Origin of the sequence: Paenibacillus sp. FSL H7-0918 (assembly GCF_038007025.1) — a bacterium.
Classification (GTDB): domain Bacteria; phylum Bacillota; class Bacilli; order Paenibacillales; family Paenibacillaceae; genus Paenibacillus_AQ; species Paenibacillus_AQ odorifer.
Genome location: NZ_JBBOWJ010000005.1, coordinates 108,948 through 130,225 on the forward strand (window position 1 = coordinate 108,948; position 21,278 = coordinate 130,225).

Annotated in this window: 18 protein-coding genes; 6 read left to right on the forward strand and 12 right to left on the reverse strand. The window is 43.5% G+C overall.

From position 1 onward, the window contains the following. Nucleotides 1-223 precede the first annotated feature (223 nt). On the forward strand, nt 224-421 hold the full coding sequence (locus MHI15_RS27980) for a helix-turn-helix domain-containing protein (protein WP_076126901.1): 198 nt from the start codon (nt 224-226) through the stop codon (nt 419-421). 82 nt (nt 422-503) lie between these two features. Here MHI15_RS27980 and MHI15_RS27985 read toward each other — a convergent pair whose 3' ends face one another. Next, complete coding sequence (locus tag MHI15_RS27985) at nt 504-680, reverse strand: hypothetical protein (protein ID WP_175617392.1); 177 nt, start codon at nt 678-680, stop codon at nt 504-506. 344 nt (nt 681-1,024) lie between these two features. Here MHI15_RS27985 and MHI15_RS27990 point away from each other — a divergent pair, with 344 nt between their 5' ends. Then, nucleotides 1,025-3,178, forward strand: a complete 2,154-nt coding sequence (locus MHI15_RS27990; protein WP_076279927.1) for a pectate lyase family protein — start codon at nt 1,025-1,027, stop codon at nt 3,176-3,178. Between the two features lie 143 nt (nt 3,179-3,321). On the opposite strand, the gene MHI15_RS27995 is transcribed toward MHI15_RS27990, so the two are convergent. From MHI15_RS27995 to MHI15_RS28005, 3 genes are all read right to left on the reverse strand, one after another. Then, nucleotides 3,322-3,543 (reverse strand): helix-turn-helix domain-containing protein, encoded by a 222-nt coding sequence (locus tag MHI15_RS27995; RefSeq protein ID WP_076126905.1) that lies wholly within the window; start codon nt 3,541-3,543, stop codon nt 3,322-3,324. 142 nt (nt 3,544-3,685) lie between these two features. Beyond that, entirely contained in the window at nt 3,686-4,483 is a 798-nt protein-coding gene (locus tag MHI15_RS28000; RefSeq protein WP_076279928.1) for a WYL domain-containing protein, read from the reverse strand. Next, nucleotides 4,470-5,783, reverse strand: a complete 1,314-nt coding sequence (locus MHI15_RS28005) for a helix-turn-helix transcriptional regulator (RefSeq protein ID WP_076279929.1) — start codon at nt 5,781-5,783, stop codon at nt 4,470-4,472. The genes MHI15_RS28000 and MHI15_RS28005 overlap by 14 nt, the downstream gene beginning before the upstream one ends. Nucleotides 5,784-6,012: 229 nt before the next feature. Here MHI15_RS28005 and MHI15_RS28010 point away from each other — a divergent pair, with 229 nt between their 5' ends. Genes MHI15_RS28010 through MHI15_RS28020 form a run of 3 tightly spaced genes read left to right on the forward strand, consistent with a single transcriptional unit; the run spans nt 6,013 to nt 10,684 of the window. Then, nucleotides 6,013-6,804 carry a nucleotidyltransferase domain-containing protein gene (locus MHI15_RS28010; RefSeq protein WP_076126909.1) on the forward strand — a complete coding sequence of 264 codons (792 nt, stop codon included), beginning with the start codon at nt 6,013-6,015 and terminating at the stop codon, nt 6,802-6,804. Between the two features lie 25 nt (nt 6,805-6,829). After that, nucleotides 6,830-8,095: a class I SAM-dependent methyltransferase gene (locus MHI15_RS28015; RefSeq protein ID WP_076192611.1), complete on the forward strand. Its 1,266-nt coding sequence runs from the start codon at nt 6,830-6,832 to the stop codon at nt 8,093-8,095. A gap of 3 nt (nt 8,096-8,098) precedes the next feature. Continuing rightward, nucleotides 8,099-10,684 carry a metallophosphoesterase gene (locus MHI15_RS28020; protein ID WP_341165153.1) on the forward strand — a complete coding sequence of 862 codons (2,586 nt, stop codon included), beginning with the start codon at nt 8,099-8,101 and terminating at the stop codon, nt 10,682-10,684. Nucleotides 10,685-10,898: 214 nt separating this feature from the next. Here the strand turns inward: MHI15_RS28020 and MHI15_RS28025 are convergent, their stop codons facing one another. The 3 genes from MHI15_RS28025 to MHI15_RS28035 form a co-directional block, all read right to left on the reverse strand. Then, complete coding sequence (locus tag MHI15_RS28025) at nt 10,899-13,280, reverse strand: GH36-type glycosyl hydrolase domain-containing protein (RefSeq protein WP_341165154.1); 2,382 nt, start codon at nt 13,278-13,280, stop codon at nt 10,899-10,901. 215 nt (nt 13,281-13,495) lie between these two features. Beyond that, complete coding sequence (locus tag MHI15_RS28030; protein ID WP_076126916.1) at nt 13,496-14,104, reverse strand: zf-HC2 domain-containing protein; 609 nt, start codon at nt 14,102-14,104, stop codon at nt 13,496-13,498. After that, complete coding sequence (locus MHI15_RS28035; RefSeq protein ID WP_076187044.1) at nt 14,101-14,583, reverse strand: RNA polymerase sigma factor; 483 nt, start codon at nt 14,581-14,583, stop codon at nt 14,101-14,103. Before MHI15_RS28035 ends, MHI15_RS28030 begins: the two co-directional genes overlap by 4 nt. Before the next feature lie 205 nt (nt 14,584-14,788). Here MHI15_RS28035 and MHI15_RS28040 point away from each other — a divergent pair, with 205 nt between their 5' ends. Beyond that, nucleotides 14,789-15,130 (forward strand): nitrous oxide-stimulated promoter family protein, encoded by a 342-nt coding sequence (locus tag MHI15_RS28040; RefSeq protein WP_340394819.1) that lies wholly within the window; start codon nt 14,789-14,791, stop codon nt 15,128-15,130. Nucleotides 15,131-15,178: 48 nt separating this feature from the next. Here MHI15_RS28040 and MHI15_RS28045 read toward each other — a convergent pair whose 3' ends face one another. From MHI15_RS28045 to guaD, 5 genes are all read right to left on the reverse strand, one after another. Continuing rightward, complete coding sequence (locus tag MHI15_RS28045) at nt 15,179-16,330, reverse strand: glycosyltransferase (RefSeq protein WP_076187066.1); 1,152 nt, start codon at nt 16,328-16,330, stop codon at nt 15,179-15,181. 269 nt (nt 16,331-16,599) lie between these two features. Beyond that, a complete protein-coding gene (locus MHI15_RS28050) occupies nt 16,600-17,679 on the reverse strand; it encodes a saccharopine dehydrogenase (protein WP_076282637.1) in 1,080 nt (359 codons plus the stop codon). Between the two features lie 94 nt (nt 17,680-17,773). Continuing rightward, nucleotides 17,774-18,094 carry an ArsR/SmtB family transcription factor gene (locus MHI15_RS28055; RefSeq protein WP_341165155.1) on the reverse strand — a complete coding sequence of 107 codons (321 nt, stop codon included), beginning with the start codon at nt 18,092-18,094 and terminating at the stop codon, nt 17,774-17,776. 328 nt (nt 18,095-18,422) lie between these two features. Further along, nucleotides 18,423-19,775, reverse strand: a complete 1,353-nt coding sequence (locus MHI15_RS28060) for a uracil-xanthine permease family protein (protein WP_076187050.1) — start codon at nt 19,773-19,775, stop codon at nt 18,423-18,425. Between the two features lie 38 nt (nt 19,776-19,813). Beyond that, nucleotides 19,814-21,178: a guanine deaminase gene (gene guaD / locus MHI15_RS28065; protein ID WP_076279934.1), complete on the reverse strand. Its 1,365-nt coding sequence runs from the start codon at nt 21,176-21,178 to the stop codon at nt 19,814-19,816. Nucleotides 21,179-21,278: the final 100 nt, after the last annotated feature.

A 21,278-nucleotide genomic window follows, 5' to 3' on the forward strand; every position in this document is an offset into this window, starting at 1 on the left:
AAACCTTCCATTTTGTGATGGTTCATTTGGAAAATTTGTGAAACATACTCAATCACAAACCCAACTGTTACGGGATTTTCCGTTCTTTGAACATCTTGATGATGAATAATTAGCTGAAATTGCTAAGGTATGTGGCGAGCGTACTTATATAAAAGGAGAGTCCATCTTTTTTGAGGGTGAAGAGGGAGAGGAGCACTATCTGGTTCTATCTGGAGTTGCTCACGTGTTGTTGCGTCTAACAGAACAGCACGGAGTGCCCTCTGATAAAGGTGTTCTAATCGATTTGAAATTAACGCATCAACACCTGGCGGATATGACAGGAACGGCGCGTGAGACCGTGACAAAATCATTGCTTGGATTACAGGATGAGCAGTTGATACGTATTGATCAGAGGAAAATACATTATGATGCGGCTCCATAGGTAGTAAAAGAAAAGACACCTTGAAGGGTGTCTTTTTACGTTATTGCAGCTTGAAAAAAAGATGCCAACATTATCCCCGACTTTAATGAAAGTTCCCGGTTTCATTTTCCGTGAATTTGCCGTCGCTGTCATGCTGGGATTGCTTGCGGCGATCATTACGGGCTTGTTGCTGCTGTTGGGCTTCCAGGCTGTTTACGGGCGTGGCTTCCAAATCTTTTACAGTGTTGATCAGATTCTTGTCTGGTTTACTTGCGCTCAATTGAAAATTCCTCCTTGATTACCTAATGGTTGTGAATTTTATTATGTGCTGGCTACTGTGTGGCTATTCGTGTTGTATGATCACAATCCATTCGCTGTCCTATAATCATTAGCTCAGAACACGGTTAGATAGGGGAGATATGAGTAAATGATTGTTTCGGAACCTTTTTTAGTTTTGATATGTTGAACGTGTTCTGGTTCCAGAATTTGTATTATTTTCGAAGGGATACAGGGGTTAGATGCAGGATCTCTTTCTAAATATTTAGGAGGTGAAAAGAGAAACTTCATTTTTTTGCAAGCGGTTACAAGGATATCTGCAACAAATTAAAATCGGGAGGAAATAAAATGAAAAAAAGAGTTGCAAAGGTAACCAGTATTGTTGTGTTGTTTTCTCTTGCTCTTTCTTTAATAGTAGGTGGATGGACAAATACGGTGGTGCATGCTGCTGGTCTTGCGGTAACAGGCAGTGGAGGCTGGAATGAAACGGCATACGTGGAATGGTCACCTGTAAGCAATGCGACAGGGTATAACGTTTATGTTAAATTGGCAAGTGCAGCGGATTCTGGGTATCAACAAATTAATAATGAGTTAATCCGCAAATATCCTTCCTACTGGAGAGCGGATGCTGTAGGGCTTGCAGCCGGAAATTATGTGATGAAAGTTGAAGCTACGTTGTCAGGGGGTGGGACGGTAAGTGCGGTTTCAAATCCGCTATCCGTAACGTCATATGACCGTTCTGGGTTTGCTTTTTCGACTAGTTCGCAATATGGTACAGGATCAGGGGCTTATAATGAGAATGGAACCCTCAAGAATGGTGCTCAAGTGCTGTATATAACATCTCAGAATGCGCAAACCGTAACCCTTGGTGTAAAAATCAACAGCTCCGGCGCTGTACAAACAGGGGTTGGCCTGGGCGGTATTTTGGCACTGAGACAAAAAGGCTATGATACCACTCCACTTGCGATCCGAATTATCGGGAAAGTTACAGCTGCTGATCTGAGTGGACAGCTTAACAGCAGTGGGTATCTTGAAGTCAAAGGTAAAAACAATTATTCGGAAATGAATATTACTATTGAAGGTATCGGAAATGATGCTTACGCATACGGTTGGGGAATGCTTCTAAGATATGTAGGTAATGTGGAAGTAAGAAACCTGGGTGTAATGTTATTCCCCGACGATGGCATTTCAATGGATTCTGGCAATATGAATGTCTGGGTGCATAATAATGATATTTTTTATGGAGCTGCTGGAGGCGATGCAGACCAAGCCAAGGGCGACGGTTCCACAGACCTTAAAAATGGATCCAACTATATTACAATCTCTTACAACCATTACTGGGATTCCGGAAAATCTTCGCTAGTTGGTTTGAGTGAGCCGGCTGAATTTTTTGTTACCTTCCACCACAACTGGTTTGACCATTCGGACTCCCGTCATCCGCGGATTAGAGTGGCATCCGTCCATATCTATAACAACTTTTTCGATGGTATCTCCAAATACGGTGTGGGTGTTACTACAGGTGCTTCAGCTTTTGTAGAATCTAATTATTTTAGACATGCTAAGTTTCCAATGATGATCTCCTTACAAGGTACAGATGCTTTAGGGGAGGGCACATTCTCAGGCGAAAATGGAGGTGTGATTAAAGCCTATAACAATCTTATTGTAGAGGCTTCAAGTCTCATCTATGCGAATTCAAACACAGGGACAGCTCCTGCTAATGTTACCTCATTTGATGCTTACTTAGCTTCGTCAAGAAATGAAACCGTCCCAAGCTCATACAAAGCATTAAAAGGCGGAACAGCCTATAACAACTTCGACACGAGCGTAAATACAGGAGTGAACGTATCTAATATTGATAACGTAAGCAATGTTGAACAGATTGTTATGGCAAAAGCCGGACGTCTGAATGGCGGAGACTTCACATGGGAATTTAATGATTCAGTGGATGACGTTTCGTATGCGTTGAATACAGCGCTGATGTCTGCAATCAGAAGCTACACAACGGGACTTGTCTCTGTAGGGGGGAATTCAAACCCAACGAATCCGACTCCGACTCCATCAGTAACACCTACGCCAACAGTAACTCCTGTGCCAACAGCGACCCCAGCTCCAACAGCAACTCCTGTACCAACGGCGACTCCAGCACCGACAACAACGCCAGTGCCGACAGCGGGAGCAACCGTTCACAACTTTACTGTGGATGGAACAACAAGCAGCTTCTTCAATATCCAAGGCAATCTCTCAACAAGTAAGGGAACTGTGGCCTATCAGGGTTTAACCCTAACCCAATGTCTAAAAATCGAGAGTGCAACTAGCATTCAATTCACTGCTGCTAAAGCTTCAACGCTAACCCTAGTGTTCAACACAGAGGGAACGAAAATCAAAGTGGATGGAACAAGTTATCCTATAACCAATGGCATTGCCACTGTCTCTCTAGCCGCAGGTGCACATACCATTACAAAAGATAGTACGGCGAATCTATACTATATGAAGCTGGAATAGGGGAATGGCTGCCTCTACTTTAATATGGAGTATCAGAAAAGCAGAAAAGCGACCTGTAGGGGGCGCTTTTCTTTGCTTTTTCTTATGATCTTATTACTTGAGTTATTGTCGATTCAAAAACTATTAATTTTGTGTTGATTTGATTAATCTTTATCATCAACCAAATCAATAATCTCACGAATATCCTCAATATTTAAAGCTTCTGCAATTTTGCCTATATGACTAAAGTTAATATTCTCCCTTTTTCCATTAGCTAACTCACTTAATGCGGCATGTCGGACATCGGATATTCTGGATAATTCTCGTAGGGAAATCTTATGTTTTTTGGTCAATTCTGAAATTTTCACTATAACTCTCTTTCCCACTTCTAATCCCCTCACTAACTCTCAGTTTTTAAGAAAGCTGCTGTAAGTAAAGTAAAAGACATCTTAACCGTGTCCTTTACTTTACTATATAAGCACGTTTCAGCACTTCAGGATAGTTGACCAGCTTATACTAATTCTTCGGTTATTCCCCATACCGGTCAATCGCCATAGCTGCGGATTTCAGCATGCGCCGCTTAAGATGCTCACCCTCGACGATTTTTACGCGGAGGCCAAGAAAACGGATTTTGGACAATAGGAATTCGCTATCGTCTCTCATGTAGATGACTTTGATTCGATAGATACCCGAATTTTCATCAAAGGACACGGATTTATCAAAACAGGAAAAGGCGTACAGAATTCGTGATAGCTCAGCATTAAAGGTGGGGATGACTTGAATACATGTACATTCCTTCTGATCCTCTAATAATCGTATTATCCTTGCTTTTAAATCATTAATCCGTTTGGCAGGGAAGGGAGCTGCTTCAACAGAAATAATGTTTTTTAGTTTAGTGGACATAAGAGAACGTTGCCGGGTGCTGTACCATTGCAGATACCACTCCCGCTTATACATGTTGTATTCCAGCTTATGAGGGAACCCGGTTTGGTCAGTTCGTTGGCCTCCATGCTTAATATGGAAAGTAATAAGGATCGCTTGATTCTGCATGATTATACGGCGGAGTGTACGAAGCATTGGATGATAGACCTGCCGCTCTTTGCTTTTAGCTTTCTCCATAATAATTTGCCGCACTTCTGTGGACGCTTCTGCCTCCAATATGGCGTTCAATTTACTTAAGGTATCCAGTGTAAAAGCTGCTTCTGAGGCCGGGTGCATTAACATGGTTTTCAGCCAGGAACGTTCCTGGGAGGTCAGCGCTAATGAACCCACTTCGTCGAGGCGTGAAATGATTTGGAAGTTAAATATTTTCTCAAATGGATTCATAATAGCTGTGAATCTCCTTCCACTCCGCGATAAATTGCTTACGCAGCCAAGGGGGTTCTAATACCTCGCAGCTTGAACCAAAGCTTCGTAACCACGGCTTAATTTCATAAATACCATTCACTGTGATCTCATAAAGGAATGTAGAATCGGACTCTTCCGTAATTTCTCCCCACTGTCCCTGCGCTTCAACCCGCTCACGAATAAAATTAACACCCGGGCGATTGGGGTTATAAAATCTTGCCACCACTTTAATCGCACGGGTGGTATCTATAACCCAGCTGTTTGTCATCTGTTCTTCTAGATTGCTGAGTTTCAGAGCAAACTCTGCTTCTTCCACAGTGTCGCCCTCCTCAATTTGAGTAAGGCCCTCCATTCGGAATTTCATGATGCCCATACGTGAATTATGTCCGATTAAATACCAGCGCCCATATTGATGGTCATAGATGACGCGGAGCGGAAGAACAGTTTCTGTGACGCCCCTTGTTTCCCGCTCAAAGAGAGGATTGGTATTCTGAGAGGCGTAGTTTTTGCCCTTTTTAGGGGATAGATATAGAAACTTGATTTTTTTTCGCTGCTGAATCGCTGCAAATATCGTATATAGGTGTGCCTCATCAAGAATACGTGAATGATAATTATATTTGTATCTATGGGTTTCCGTAGCTTCGAGGGTATAACCCCGCTTCCGCAGGACCTTTTTTAAGGTGTCGCGCAGCAGATAACCTTGCACAGACGGAGTCTGCGTGTTGGCGATGACATCAACATAGTCGTAAAGATCCAAGAGCTGATCGCCGGATAATTGATCAATCAGATCGTTAGCAGCCTTGTATCGATAAGGGCGGCCTTCGTTTACACGAAGAATAACGCCAACTTCCTCAAGGTATTTCAGATCTCCACGGATGGTTTTCTCATCGGGCATTGGATAATCGGTTGGCATTTGCTCACTGCACACATCCTGTAGATCTTTAGCCGTTAGCTCCTGAGTCTGGAGCGCAGTTAATAGTAGAGTAAGCCGGATGCTCTCCGTTTCCTTAAGCGACTTCGCCCGGAACAAGAACAGGAGCAGCGGGTCGGCAGATTCATAGTAGTTATAGCGGAGCCACTCAGAGAGTTCTGTTCCTTGTTCTGTAGGCAGATCCTGTTGTAAGACGGTCACCATGCCCTTCAGGTTGCGCAGCGTTTTGTCATAGGTATGTACAGAAATGCCGAGACGATCGGCGAATTGTTGTCTGCTGTAAGCTCCCCCCGCTAAAGAGAGCATGCGAAGAAATTGAATCTCCTTGTCAAAACTTTCCCGGGCCATTTGTATCCCTCCAGCCTGTAGCGAATCCATAAGAAATAGTAGTACTCATTATATTAAGCACCAGAGTTGAATAAAATGGAAGTGTTTTTGGCCGCCGCCATACTTCCGCCCTGTTCGTTACAGGGAAGATGAGCGAAGATAGATCCATGAAGCCAAAGCAATTCTGATGAGGCGTTCGAATAGTAACAAGGGTAGAGAATAGGGAAGTAACCGATCTGGAGGGATGAAGATGGATCCTATAAACAAGCTTATCCGTGAGCAGCTGGAACAGATTGAACAGGAGGAGCAAGTTACAATATTGTATGCCTGCGAATCAGGCAGCCGGGCGTGGGGATTCCCATCGCAGGACAGCGATTATGATGTGAGATTTATTTATCTGCATAAACCGGAATGGTATCTATCTATTTTTGATAAGCGGGATGTGATCGAGCGTCCTATTAACAATATGCTTGATATCAATGGCTGGGATTTGCGGAAAGCACTGAATTTATTTCGGAAGTCTAATCCACCGCTGCTGGAGTGGCTGCAATCACCCATTCAATATGCAGAAAAGTACAGTACAGCAGAGAAGCTTAGAAGCATCTCCCCGTACACATTTTCACCGAAGTCTTGTATGTACCATTACTTAAACATGGCAAGAGGGAACTACCGTGATTATTTGCAAGGCGAACAGGTCAAGATCAAAAAGTACTTTTATGTACTTCGTCCCGTTCTAGCCTGTGAATGGACTCACCGATATGGAGAGATGCCGCCGATGGAGTTCGATGTACTGGTAGAGCGGCTTATTCCGCAGGATGAAGAGCTGTGGCAGGTGATTCAGCAATTGCTGGCACGAAAAAAATCCGGTGAGGAACTAGACTACGAGCCGCAGCTAACCGCGATTAACGATTATTTAGAAGAACAGTTCCAAGTGTTGGATAAGGTGGCGGCGTCCTTGAATGCTAAGGAGAACAACAGAGATCATCAGCTGGATGCTCTATTTCGAGAAGCTTTACAGGAAGTATGGGGACGGGCCCTATAGAAAGATTGATAGGAGGAAGATGGTAGTGGCTATTGTACAACTGAAATCTACGAATCCAAAATTCACTTTTTTAATTAAAAAAAATCCAGTGACAGGTATGCAGCTTCGTCCGGTTCGTCAGGGATTGGCTTATGGATGGTATTCTGATGAGGCAACTTATAACGTTTATTTTAAGGACGCAGATAACGATATATCCTACAAGCAGAACGGAAGCGAGAGCTTTGAGTATTTAAATGTCTCCCGGTTTAATACACCTCTATTTCCGCTTAATACGGTCAATGAGTTTTTCTCTACACCCTTCAAAGCCCAGGATGAACGGGATGCGGAAGGATATGAGCATTCTTTTTTCATCAATATGGTTCAGGTTGAGCGGATACACTATATTGAATTTTTCCAAAAGCATTTAAAGGGCTATACCTTCTCCTTGCAGCATCAGGCACATAAGAGCTATTCGCTGACGATTACCACACATAAAAGCTTGTATCACCTCTTACATGTTGTTGGTGTGCTGTCCTTGTTCTTATCCATATTTGGGGATGAGTACATAGATATTTCGGATGCTATTTTGGATAAATATATCCGCAGCCTTAACGTCATTGATGCACCTTTTTATATAAGAAGTCTATTTGCAAGGAATTTCCTTACCTCTAAGGAACGGTTCAAGCGATATAAAGCCTCCATCGAACAAACAGACCAGTATTCTATTGGGCTGGAGTATGGCGGTACTGCGATGCAGCGGCGTACTTTTATTTCGAGTGTGCTTCCATTCAATAAGCCGATTCTGGACATCGGCTGCGGAGAAGGTTTCTATGCAATTCCGTTTGCCGGAAAAATAGAGAGCACCTATTATGCGGTAGATATAGCCGAGGCGTTGCTGGAGGTTGTGAATCGGAAAGCGAAAGCTAAGGACATTGATAACATTGCAACCTTTGGCTCACTGGACCATTTTCTGGAGTCGTACAATGGGGAGCAGGTTGATGTGATTCTAACAGAAGTTGTAGAGCACATGAGTGAGGGTGAAGCGGCAGAGCTTATTCAGCAAATAATCGGTAATGTGAATTTTCAACAGCTTATTGTGACGACACCGAATGCTGATTTCAATCGTTACTATGAGCTGGAAGGATTCCGGCATGAAGATCACAAGTGGGAAATGGGACAGGAAGCGTTCGGGCAATGGGTTTTGGATACGGTTCAAGGTTTAGCAGTCGAGGTTGAATATTTGATGGTTGGTGACCGGGTTGGCGAGATCCGTACGACGCAATGCGCTATTGTGCGAAGAAAGGAGGAGTAGGCAGTGGAAATTCAAACGCGTGTACATACCATATTTCTGCTTGTAGGAGCAACGGAATGCGGGAAATCAACTTTTGCTAAAGAAGTTCTGATCCCGCAGTTAAAACTAGAGGATGCCTCCAAAGGTTTACGTACGAATGTGCAGTATTTATCCTCGGATAGTATCCGCCAGGAGATATTGGGCTACGACTATGATAAGTATGATCAGGTTATGCTGGAGGCGAGTTCGCATACCTTTCAATTATTGTTTGAGAGATTGAAGTTAGTCACTTCTTTTCCGATTAATGCGGAGTTTGTGGTGATGGATACCATTGGGCTATCCGAAGATTACCGTAGTAAAGTCCGTGAGATCGCCGGGCAAAATAATTATAATCTGGAGGTTATTCTGTTTGATTACCGTAAACGGGAGGATTACTACGTCTCGGAGCGCTCGAAGAAGCTGATCTCCAATCATTTAAACCGGCTGAGAAAAGAAGTCCTGCCTGTTCTGTCACGGGAAGGTTACAACAAGATTCATAAAGTGCGTGCTAAAGATTTTATTCTCGAGGGTGAAGGGATACCTAACCCGGACTACCGGGTGATTATACAGGATTGGGATACTTACGCATCTACGGTACTTCTACAAGCACAAGAGTATATTGTGGTTGGGGATGTTCATGAGTGCGTCGAAGAGCTTCAGGGACTATTACGTAATTACGGCTACCGGGTGCACGAAGGTAAGTTAAGTGCAACAGATAAGCTCAGTAACACACAAGTCATTCTTGCTGGTGACTGGATTGATAAGGGCAAAAAGACACGGGAGACGATTGAGTTCTTATTTGATAACCGCGAGCATTTCCTATTTGTTATGGGCAATCACGAGAACTTTGTATACAAGTACGTAAAGGGTGAGATTCAAGGAACCGATCCGGAACTGCTAAGAACGTACTTTGATTCCACCCAAGTGCTTAAGGAGGATACCGCGCTTTTTAGTAAATTTTCGGCTTTAGTGGAGCAATCTCAGCCATTTTACCGCTATATAGGTATGCAAGGTCCTTCTTTTTATGTTACTCATGCTCCTTGCCGTAATAAGTACATTGGTAAGCTGGATACGAATTCACTACGCCATCAGCGTAACTTTCGGCTGGATCGTGAGGTTTCCTTTGAGGAACAGCTTGATTTCCTAAAGCAAGAGGCTGTGAGTAATCACCCCTTTCATCTCTTCGGACATATTGCAGCCAAGCAGACTTTTCGGATCAAAAACAAACTCCACCTCGACACAGGGAGTGCGCAGGGTAATGAACTAACTTCTGTTCGCATGTCGTTTAAACCTTTCTATAAAAGTCAAAAATCGCATGTGACTACGGTGCACGAAGAGCTACCTATCCTGTTCCGGGAACAGCAAACCGTATCCTTGTTAGAGCTTGATTACGAGTCTGTGCGCAGACTGCAGTATTCCTCGCAGAACCGGGTCAACTTCATCTCCGGGACGATGTCACCTGCGGATAAGGATATGGCTGCCGGTGAGCTTGAGTCTCTGCGAAAAGGGTTGGATTATTTTGCCGAGCGTCGTATATCTGAAGTCGTCCTGCAGCCTAAATATATGGGATCACGCTGTAGTGTGTACCTTTACCGGGATATAGAGGAGTGTTACGCAATTAGCCGGAACGGCTACAAGGTTAAGGCGGTCGATCTGACGCCTATCTACGAACAACTGCTGCATAGATTCGGAACCTATATGGCTGAGCAGGGGATCCGTGTGCTTTTACTGGATGGCGAGCTGCTGCCTTGGAAAGCGCTTGGGGATGGGTTAATTGAGCGTCAGTTCCGGCCGATTAGCAAGGCGCTGGAGACAGAGCTGGATTTCTTAAGACAATATGGATTTGAGGAGTCACTGGGTAAACTGATACAGGATTTTGAAGCAAGCGGGTTTGAACAAGACCAGCACCATATGTCGAAAGAGGCGCTTAACAACAACTATGGGTCTCATGTTTACCAGACTTTTAAGCATGTCCGTGACATAAGAGAATCGTATGTAGATCTTGACCAGCGTGAGGAAGCCTACCGAGTATACAAGCAGCAACTGGAGTTGTATGCGGGTGATGCAGAATTAGCGTACAAACCTTTTGCAATCCTGAAGGAAGTACTGGAGAATGGTGCTGAACGGGTACCTGACGGTAAAACCTCCGAATTATACAGGTTCTTAAATGATGATGAATCTCTGGTTTTGGACTTGAAAGAGCCTGATGCCTACATCAGAGCAGAGGAGTATTTCGCAAAGATAACAGTAGAGAAACATATGGAGGGAATTGTAATCAAACCGGAGCAAGAACAGCAGGGAGTAGTCCCATATATGAAGGTCCGCAATCCGGGCTACCTGTCGATCATCTACGGGTACGACTACAAGTTTCCACATAAGTATGCCAAGCTGATGAAACAGAAGAATATCGCTCCTAAGCTTCGGACGTCCTTAATCGAACACCGGCTGTGCAGACAAATGCTAGAAGTGAAGCTGGATGAGATCTCGTCTGACAACGAGGACTACAAGCAAATTGCAGCAAACCTGTTATTCGAGGTAACGAAAGAGAAAGAGATCGACCCGAGGTTGTAGAGGATTGTTACAGGCGAAGAAACTTGGTTTGCCAATTATGAGAATGAGTTCAGGCTGTCGGGAAGGTCCCGGCAGTCTTTTTTTCGTCAATTGTATCCAGCTCAATCGCGGTCATAGAGCCGGAAGGCAAGTGTACAAGCCTCGTTCTAATTGTAAAAACAGGAGGACGCACCTTATCGGGTCCGTCCTCCTATCTATTCCTCATAAATACGCCTTAACCCATAATAACGAGCACGTTGTTTTCTGGCGCCATTTTGGCCACCGGGATCAGGTTGCCTTGAATTTCTTCACCGTTAATAACGATATGGGTAACCCCTTTTTGTACACCCTTCTTGTTCTCCACCTGGATGTTCAGCTTCTTCCCACGGAATTCCCGGACCATGGAAAAGTCTGTCCAGTCGGAAGGAACACACGGGTTGAGGCGAAGGCCATCAAATTGCGGTTGAACCCCCATAATGCCTTCCACCAAGGAGACCATCACGGTTGAAGCGGTGCCGGTCAGCCAGTGGACATGCGCCCGGCCTTGATATGGGCTGTCCTTGGACTCGACAAACTGGCCATGTACATAAGGCTCGAGTTTACGGATTTCAGCCTTATCGTTCATGCTGGCCGGACTGCAATTCAGGAAGTATTCGAACGCGCGCCCACCGTTGCCGATCATGGTTTCCGCCAGAATGAGCCATCCCTGCGGCTGGCTGAAGATGCCGCCGTTTTCCTTAGTTGAGGCGTTGAAAAGAGCCATCAACGCTACTGGCAAACCGTATTCACGGAACGGAGGGTAGAATAACATAGTGCCGTAATCGGTCCGCAGATTCTCATACACTTTGTCCATGGCGAGCTTCGCCTGATCCGGGCGGGCTGCACCGCTTAATACGGCCCAGCTTTGCGGATTGAGCCAGATCTTGGCTTCATCATTTTCCCAGGAGCCGATGGTATAGTTGTCTTCGGTAAATCCGCGGACGAATTGATCGTTCTCCCAAGCGTGTTTTTGAATGTTATCGTCCAGCTCATCAAGCAGGCCCTGCGCCCATTGAATATCTTCAGGCTTGTTCTTATTTTGTGCGATTTCCATGAATACCTTGAATGCCATATACAGCTGGAATGCGACGAACAACGACTCACCCTTGGCTCCAAGCCGTAGGCAATCGTTCCAGTCGGCATGAAGCCCAACCGGCATGCCGTGTGCGCCCATACGATCCAGACTGAACTGAAGTGCCTGGCGCAAATGCTCGTACACTGTGCCCTCGCCTTTATCCGAATAAGGGATTATTTCATCTGTGAAATCCCAGTTGCCACTTTCATTCAAGTATTTAATGACGGTGGGGAACAGCCATAAAGCGTCATCAGCCCGATAATGGGGGTGACCGGTTTCCCGCACGTATTCTGGATCATCCGGTGTGCCCTCATGCCCAGGATTGTGGTCAAATTTCACCAACGGAAGTCCACCGCCGTTGGAAACCTGGGCGGATATCATCAGTCTTAGACGTTCAAGGGCCATCTCATGATCCAGATGAATGATGCCTTGAATATCCTGCACGGTATCCCGATATCCGAGTCCATTACGAAGACCGGAGTATTGGAAGGAGGCTGCACGTGACCAGATGAAAGTGATAAAGCATTGATATGCATTCCAAGTGTTGATCATGTTGTTCAGGTTATCGCTTGGTGTCTGAACCTGGAAGCGGTTAAGTTTGCTGTGCCAGAATGCTTTTAACTCTTCGAGTTCTTTATCTACCACGGACAAGTCCTTATAATGGCTGAGAATTTCGGAAGCGCCTTTCTCATCATACTGTCCCAGTAGAAATACGATTTCTTTCTCTTCTCCCGGCTGCAAATCTACGTTAATCTGCAGGGCCCCGCAGGAGTTAGTATTGTAGTTTAATGAATTGGAGCATTGGCCGTTCTCAACAGAGGCCGGATTGCCATAACTGCGGTAATCGCCTAGGAACGTATCCCGGTCACCGTCATAAGCGGTAACTTCTGCACCTGCAGCCCCGAAGAATCTCCAGGTTTGTTCTTCGGGGGTGTTTTCATTGATGACTTGAAGGATCATATTATTTTTATAGTAGGTCCGTGAAATAAACAGAGTGTACTGAAGGTTGACGGTATCCTGCTCATAGTTGTTATTGTTGGTTAATTCAACAAATCCGAAGAGAGCCAGCTTGCGTGCTTTGGAGCCATCATTGCGCACCTTCATGCGCCACACCTCATAGGTTTTGTTCAGTGGTACATAATATAATGATTCTGTATGGATGTTATCGTAGTCCGAGACAATGTTCGTGTATCCGGTTCCATGATGGCATACCGACTTATATTGCTCCAGATCTTTACCCACTGGCTGCCAAGAGCCGGACCAATAATCCCCGTTCTCCAAATCTCTCACGTAAATATAGCGTCCGGGCTCGTCCTTAGAGTTGAAGTGGTAGCGGATATGCCGCCCATTTGCGCCAGACTTTACAAAGCTATAGCCGCCTGCGTTACCTGAGATGATTGCACCGTATTCCGGCGAGCCGAGGTAATTCGCCCAAGGGGCAGGCGTATTCGGCTTGGTAATGAGGTATTCCTTGTTTTTTTCATCAAAATAACCATATTGCATGACCATTCCTCCTATTAAGTGGTTAATGGGCCGATCTATAAACGCGCGTTCACAAAGAGGTGAAATATCCATGTGTAATTTTATTATAAGATACTTTTAGTAAATCGATAACCCTATATTTTAGCGAAAAAACGAACAAAAATGCTAACTTTTTTAGTAGGGTGTAAAGCGAAAGACACCTTAAAAGGTGTCTTTTTTTATTTTAGCGGCAATGTCTACTCCACTAAAACACCATTAACAAACGTCATAGTTTTATCTTTGAATTCAAGAATAAACTTGTTTGGAAAATCTAGATCGGTATGAATCTCCGTCCCCAACATAACTTTTTTGCCTACATCATCAAAGGGATTATGAAGTAAACCTCTAGGCGTATACCTAGTTTCAGAACCGATTACATTATTATTCTCATCGCGGATAAATTTGGTTTTTCCTGAGAACACGAGGTCCTTGCCATTTTCCAAAGTTAGATGAACTTCCAAACGATCCTTTGTTTTCTGATAATCTATGACTACATCTTTAGAGGATACAGGGAAACCGATAACAAAAAGTCCAATAAGGGCTGTAGCCAGTATGAGTACCGATAAGACGGAAAAAATGAGAGTTTTTATATTCTTTTTTTTCACTTTTTTAAAATAATTGAGTTTGTTAACTTCCTCTTTATCAATAATAGGCACACTTAGATTTGCTGTGGCAGTCATTTCATTATAGGATTGAAGGCAGCTTTCACAGGATTGCAGGTGTTTTTCGATTTCTTCGTTACTATGTACAGAGGTTAGCTTTTCAATATAGGAAGGTAATAAATCCTGAATGATCTCGCATTTCATGAAGATCTTCCTTTCATTAATTTTTGTTTTCCACGGTAAAAGGTAACTCTTGCCCAGGTCTCATCTCTGCCAAGAATTTCGCCAATTTCCCGAAAACTGAATTCTCCGGTCAAACGCAGATATAATACTTCCTTGGTATTTGGATCAAGTAAATGAAGTTGTTTAAATAAATCCATTTTGTCCTGAGCAAAAATGAACTGGGATTCTGTTGAATTTGCGTTAGCCAAAGGAGCGTCTTCTAATTCCTCAGACTTCCGCTTGCGCTGCTTGTCCAGCTCCTGATACCACACATGTTTAGCAATTTGACAAAGCCAAACGTATACTTTGCAGGTCCCATCGTATTTATCTATCGATTTTATAGCTCTATAAAAAGTTTCTTGGGTGATTTCTTCTGCCAGCAAGTGATTATGACAAAAGCTAAATACGAATTTATATACTTGGGTTGAATATTCCCTGTATAATTGCTCGTTGTCCTCCATCCATTCACCTCCTCAAGTTATATATCCGTAAAAAGCTATAAACGTTACAAGTTTTTTTAAAAAAATTTGATTTATACAATTATCGCCTTTCAACCCCGGTATGTGAGGGAATTAAGGAGGTTCAGCGTTAAGGCTGGTTTCACAGTTGGTTTACCCTTTATAATTACATGAGATCTTATTGTACAAGTTACAAGGGGGTTCATATATGATAACAAAGGTAAACCGGCAGTTAAATGAGGGTCCTAAAATTCAAAAAGAACAAGAGCTTGTTACCAAAATGATTCGTATATATTGTAAGAAAAAACACCATCATAAAGGCTTTTGTAAGGAATGTCAGGAATTAAATGAGTATGCGCTGAAGAGGTTAGCCTATTGTAGGTTTGGTGAAGAGAAAACAGCTTGTGCCAAATGTCCTGTTCATTGTTACAAACCGGATTATCGCCAAAGAATTAAAGGGGTTATGCGTTTTTCTGGTCCGTGGATGCTGCTCTATCATCCCATTGAGTCGATTAGGCATATTCCGCTACCCAATAAATTGAGAAAATAAGTGAAAACCGGACATCATTTGATGCCCGGTTTAATGTATTTTTAGATATCATTCTCCCAGCTTTTCAGCCTTCACCAAAATCTCTCGCAAAACACGGGCAACCCGGCTTTTTCTTCTCTTTACTTTTACACTTATCCGTCTTAACGACTCTTGGTATACGGCGGTATCAATGGGTTCATAGAGCTGTTTGGCGGCAATCCGTAACGTCCTTCTCATTAATATTGCTGATGAACGTGTTGACTTCGTTCGGTATCCTCTGCGCAAGACCCGTATAGTATGTTTGTATTTCTCCAGGTCTTCGTTTGGAGGAACAAGGGCGAACAGATTTAGGGAAGAGTCATTGAACCCGTAGCTTTTGAACATGATTTTTAGATTCTCAATATTTATGAGATTTCCTCTGAAGTGGGTTGGATGTTCTTGGTGAACGCCGACAACTTCTTTGATGCTGTGAAAAGGGATTTTTAATCGATGCAGTCGATACCCAAGATCCCAATCTTCGAGTCCATAGAGGATAAACTGTTCATTAAAACCTCCAGCCCGAGTTAATTGGCTGCGTCTTATGGACACACAACGTGTGACGAGTAACATCCATGGGGCTACATCTGTGCTGGCAAATTGCTTTTTAGTATTTGGAGGAACTCTTGAGGCAAAGGTGACTTTTGATAACGTCTCCGTCTGCTGAAGGATATCATTGGGTGTGATTATTGGGATAATTTCAGTCACTGATTCGAAGTCAGGATTCCATAAGTTAGAAGGCGAAAGTGTATTGCGGCAATGTTCTTTTTCTTCAGGAGAAAAGTCTGGGTAGTAGTGGGTATAAGCATCATCCCATGAGTGTGGAATACCTGAAATTATGGACTTAGGATATTTACGGTGATACTGGTTTACGATCCTAATGAATTCAGGGAATACCAGAAAATCAGCATCGCAGAAGATGACGTATTTCCCTTTTGCCTGACTCAGCCCCAGATTTCTTACGGCAGAACGGCCGCGTTGTTCCTGCTGAGCGACATAAATAAGCGGATAAGAAGTTTGAAAGCTTTCGACCATTTCCTTAGTACCATCTGTAGAACCGTCATCTGCGACGATCACCTCGAACCGATCCTTCGGATAGGTCTGTGTCTCGAATGAAGTGAGTGTAAGTAGCAGCTGCTGAAGTCGGTTATAGGTTGGAATTATGATGCTGTAACGGATAGCCAGAATGATCACCCCCACCATTTAATAAAAGTCCTTGAATAGGATAAATAATAACAATATATTCAGGGACTTTAGCCTGGTCTAGTCAAACGCCTTTAAGGGTGGAAATAGGCAGGGGACAGGGTTTAGCACGAATCAAAGATTTTATATTTTTGTGAACTTACCTAGCTCCGTCTCATCTCTATTGTAAAGAACCCGCTATATTAGCGGGTTCTTTACTGTCTGTGCGCTTAATTGTAGTAGACAGAATGCTCGGTATATGTGAAGTGCTATTAGTGAGATATAAGAACCCCATATTGTTTAAAAAAGTTGGTGATTTCAGAGATGTCCATCCGTTCATCAGGTAGATCTTCTGGATAATAAATGCCTGGGACCCATGGTTCTTCCTTTGATATCCGCAATAGCTTTTCTGCTTGGACAGCAGCTCCCAAAGCGGTAAGATGAGTCTGACCAAGCGGGTCAGAAATCGCTATTGTCCGTTCAACCCAGTGCCCATTATGATCCAGACCCTTTAGATGAATAAGGATATGATGTGCACTGCCAGTACCAGGATTGTAGAGCAGTCTTCGTCTAAGCGAACGGAATCGGTCCCCGCTGATCATCTTCCATATTCCGCTGTTAACTAGTCCGACAAGGATGGAGGTGGAGGCTTTGCTGTCGAAGGAGATGCGGAAGCTGGCGGAGTCGATATGCTCAGCTGTTGGCAAGGTGACATGATCTGGGGTGTCAAGCCGATAGCATTTTGCTGTATATCCATCTGGAAATTGGACTTTGATGGGGTCAGTCATTGGAAATACAAGACGTTTTCCCCCCCGTTCTGTAATATGGAATGGAATGGTCATACGATCCATGTACGCCGCGGAGTCGGGTCCTGCTTTGTCACGTAGAGAGTACAACGCGTGAATATCAACGGCGACGTTTTGAAGTGTGGCCGAGTGCAGCATGGCGAACAGCGAAGCAGTTCCCGCCATCCATCCCGAAGAAAGCACGATAGGAGCATAGAGGTCTGCTTTTTCTAACTTTGTGATTGATTGTTGGAATATCTCTGTCCAGCGAGTAAGATCGATCAGTGGGATTTTTCTTCTAACTGCAGACATAAGTAGCCGATCCTGCAGATCGTTGACGGAATTGATGATTAGCGATACATTATCGCCTGCATAAAGCAGTGGATCATCCGCATTATTATCAACTACGACTGTTTGTACCCGTGTGGACTCAAAAGGTGCTGCTTTTTGCGGTGACCTTCCTCCCAATATAATCTCGAGATCGGGATGTCGATCGTGTAATATTTGAGCAATTTGTCTGCCGACGGCACCGTATCCTCCTACAATAAGTACCTTTTTCCTATGCATATCTGCAACCTCCGTTTAAATGTTTATATGTTTAAGTTATTTAACATATCGCTTAAAAAAATAGGAATGACAAGTGCTAGTCAGGTTAATGGCATTAGCACTGGCATTCCTCTTCAACGAAATGGACAAGTTGTTTCATAAGCGCTATCGCTTCGTCAAACTCAAGTCTGTAGAACATTTCCGTGCCCTTCTTCTGAACCTTAAGCAGCCCTGCTTGCCGTAATATTTTCAGATGATGAGAGACTGTAGGCCGGGACATGGGGATATGCTCTGCAATTTGGCTCACATTCATACTCTCTTTGTCGATCAGCAATGCAATGATTTGCTGACGTATAGGATCTCCCAAGCATTGGAAATAGGGGCTTAAATTCTCAAAAATGTGAATCGCCTTCTGATTACTATTAGATTCGTTCATAACTCCCTCCGTTATAATGTTTAATTGTTTAAACGTATCATAATATATTTCAGGGAATAATTCAATGCGTTGATAATCTCCGTTATTTTGGAGGAATCCTAGTTTATTAAATATAATCAAGGGACATATGGATATTTGTATTAAAATTGTGAGGTCATATGGTAAGGCGGTTTTATGGATGAACTCAAGTAAAAAATAATCATGTCCTTAAACAAAAGACACCTCGATGGGTGTCTTTTGTTTAAGGAATTCCAGAAGGTAGCATACAAAGCTCGGCTTATTCGCGGGGATAAAAAAGGATCAATAAGAGGCTGCTCCTTTTTATGTTCTATTTTCCACTAGGTAATAATTTATTCAATAATATTGCTGCCAATGAAGCAGCTAGGATAGGTGAGCCTAATAAATACTGTACGAATGTAGGCAAAGAGTTCAAGTAGTCACCAGGAATGAGTACCAAAGCCAAGGTGATGATCATTGGTAAGGCAATAATGTACATTTCTTTTTCGCCGATGGTTACATTCTTCATTACTTGCACACCATTAATTGCGATGATGCCGCAGATGATGGCGAAGACGCCGCCGATTACAGCGGATGGAATGGAAGAGATCAAAGCGGCGAGTTTACCGGAACAACCAAAGAGGACAAACCATCCTCCTACAGCGAGAAAAACCCGGCGGCTGGCAACACCTGTAATGGAGATGATCCCTGCATTAGTTGAATAACCTGTAACAGGAGTCGAACCGAGCACAGACGCAATAAGACAGCCAATTCCTTCTCCAATTACGCCGCGGTTAATATTTTTGTCTGTCAAAGGTTTATTGATTACATTGCTGACCGCAAACCAGGTGCCTGTTGTTTCAGCCAGCAGCACGATATAAATAATAACCATGGTGATAATAGCTGAAAAGTTGAAGGAAAAGCCGAAATCAACAAAAGCGATCCGCGGCATGCTAAACCACTTGGCACTACTTATCGCTGAGAAATCTAAAACGCCCATAATATTAGCGGAAATACATCCGACTACTAACGCCATCATTACGGAAAGAATTCGGAAGACAGATCCTTTATTACGGAACAAAGTACCAAGAACCACAAAAACAAGTAGTGTAGCGCCTGAAATGAGGGCTAATAATACATTTTGATTAATTGAAGCCCCGGAGGCTCCGTAGATATTATCTCTGATCGCAACAGGCAATAAAGATAGACCTACAATGAAAATGATTGTGCCACCTACGATAGGCGGAATAAAGTTTTTAACGATTTTATTAAAAATCCCCGCATAACCCAAAATAATAACCAGGATAGCCCCGATTAAGCTGGCACCTAACACGGAGCTCCAACCGAGCTCTCCGCCACCACTAGCTGCATAAATACTGACGATCGCACCCAGCGGAACATAAGAAGGACCTTGAGCGATAGGCAGCTTCATACAGAAATAGGTTTGCACAATCGTTGCAAGTCCTGCGGCAATAAAGGTGGATTGGATTAACGCGCTGGACTGATTGGGCTGTAAGCCGATTAACATCGCAATAAGGAATGGCACTACATAGACATCCATAGCCAATACATGTTGAAAGCCGAGAATGACGGATTTACTAAATGAAACTTTTTCATCGGGTAGGACAGTTAGTAGCTGTGATTCCAAATGTGCTTGCTCTTGTACGTTTACTTGTGTTTTCACTCCGATGCCCACCTTAAGTTTTCTAGTTTAATTAATCTTTAACGCGAATGAACTTTTTCACCCTGTACCCAGACTTCACGGATATTTTCAGGTCTAGCCAGATACATTATCTTTTGAAAAATATCTTGCAAATCTTCATTCTCATCAAAGACGGGCAATTTCGCCGAGGGTACTTTCGTATCGATTATTTGAACATCCCATGCATAACCTTCTAGTAACCGGCCGATAGGTAAGCTTAAGCTTTCTCCGCCGCCAGCGGTAGCAAGATAAAAGGATTCATGGATCGTAATTCGTGATCCCGGTACTCCGCGGTTTTGTGCAGAAAGTGAGGGATTCACACCATCCTCCAGCATTCTTGAAGACATTACGGCTTGTCTAATGTTGTCGAAGAGACTAGGTGAAAAACCTCCGGAAATATCAGAGCCTAAACCAATCTCAACGCCTTTGGCATGGAAGTCAGCGATCGGAATGACACTATTGGCAAAATACGCGTTGGATATCGGACAATGCGCAATAGCTGTTCCTGTCTCTGCAAACAAATTCACATCATTTTCATCTAAAAAATTACAATGAGCCATGACAGATTTATCACTGAGCAGACCAAAATCATGCAAGGCAAAAGCATCGTTCTTTTGGAATCGTTCTTGCACATAACCGTGCGCCCAATCACTTTCACTACAGTGCGATTGCACATACGTATCATATTTAGCGGCAAGTTCTCCCAAGCCTTGTAAAGCCTCATTAGTGCAGCTTGGAATGAACCTTGGTGTCACTACTGGATAAACGCCTTGTTTAGTAGATTTAGCGAGTTCTTGTACAGCTAGTATAAATTCTTCCGTATCCACTAGTGCGGTGTGGGTGTCGGAGTCGCGGTAATTCTCAGGATTTCCCTGCGGATCGTCCATAACCACTTTTCCAACGAGTCCACGTTGTCCTTTTTCCGCACATATTTTAGCCAATAATAGACTGGCCTCTTTATGCACCGTTGCAAAATAAAGTGCTGTAGTGGTTCCGTTTGCGAGCAAAGTACCAACCACGTCATCGTAGACTTTTTTTGCAAAAGCCAGGTCCGAAAATTTAGACTCCAGTGGGAAGGTATAAGTATTTAGCCAATCATAGAGCGGGATATCTAATGCAGTTCCAGATTGAGCCCATTGTGGCGCGTGGACATGCAGATCGATAAAGCCGGGCAAAAAATACTGGCCCTCGGCTAATACATGAAAATTGTCCTGACCTTGATAAGCATCAAGCAAGGGTTGATAGTCGGCGTGCTCCGGTGCAACGATCATTTCTATCATCCCATCCGAATTGATACAGAAGAGATGATCCTTTAAAATTTGAATTTCTTTTGGGGATAGGCTAGAAAATGAAGTGCCTAGGAATATTTGCATATAATTTCTCATGATTTCCGCCTTAATGTTCGTCTTTTGGTGTGCATTTGTTATTATAATCCGTGAAAAAGGATAAGTCCAGACCAAAAGTCGAATAAAGGCGTAATTGACG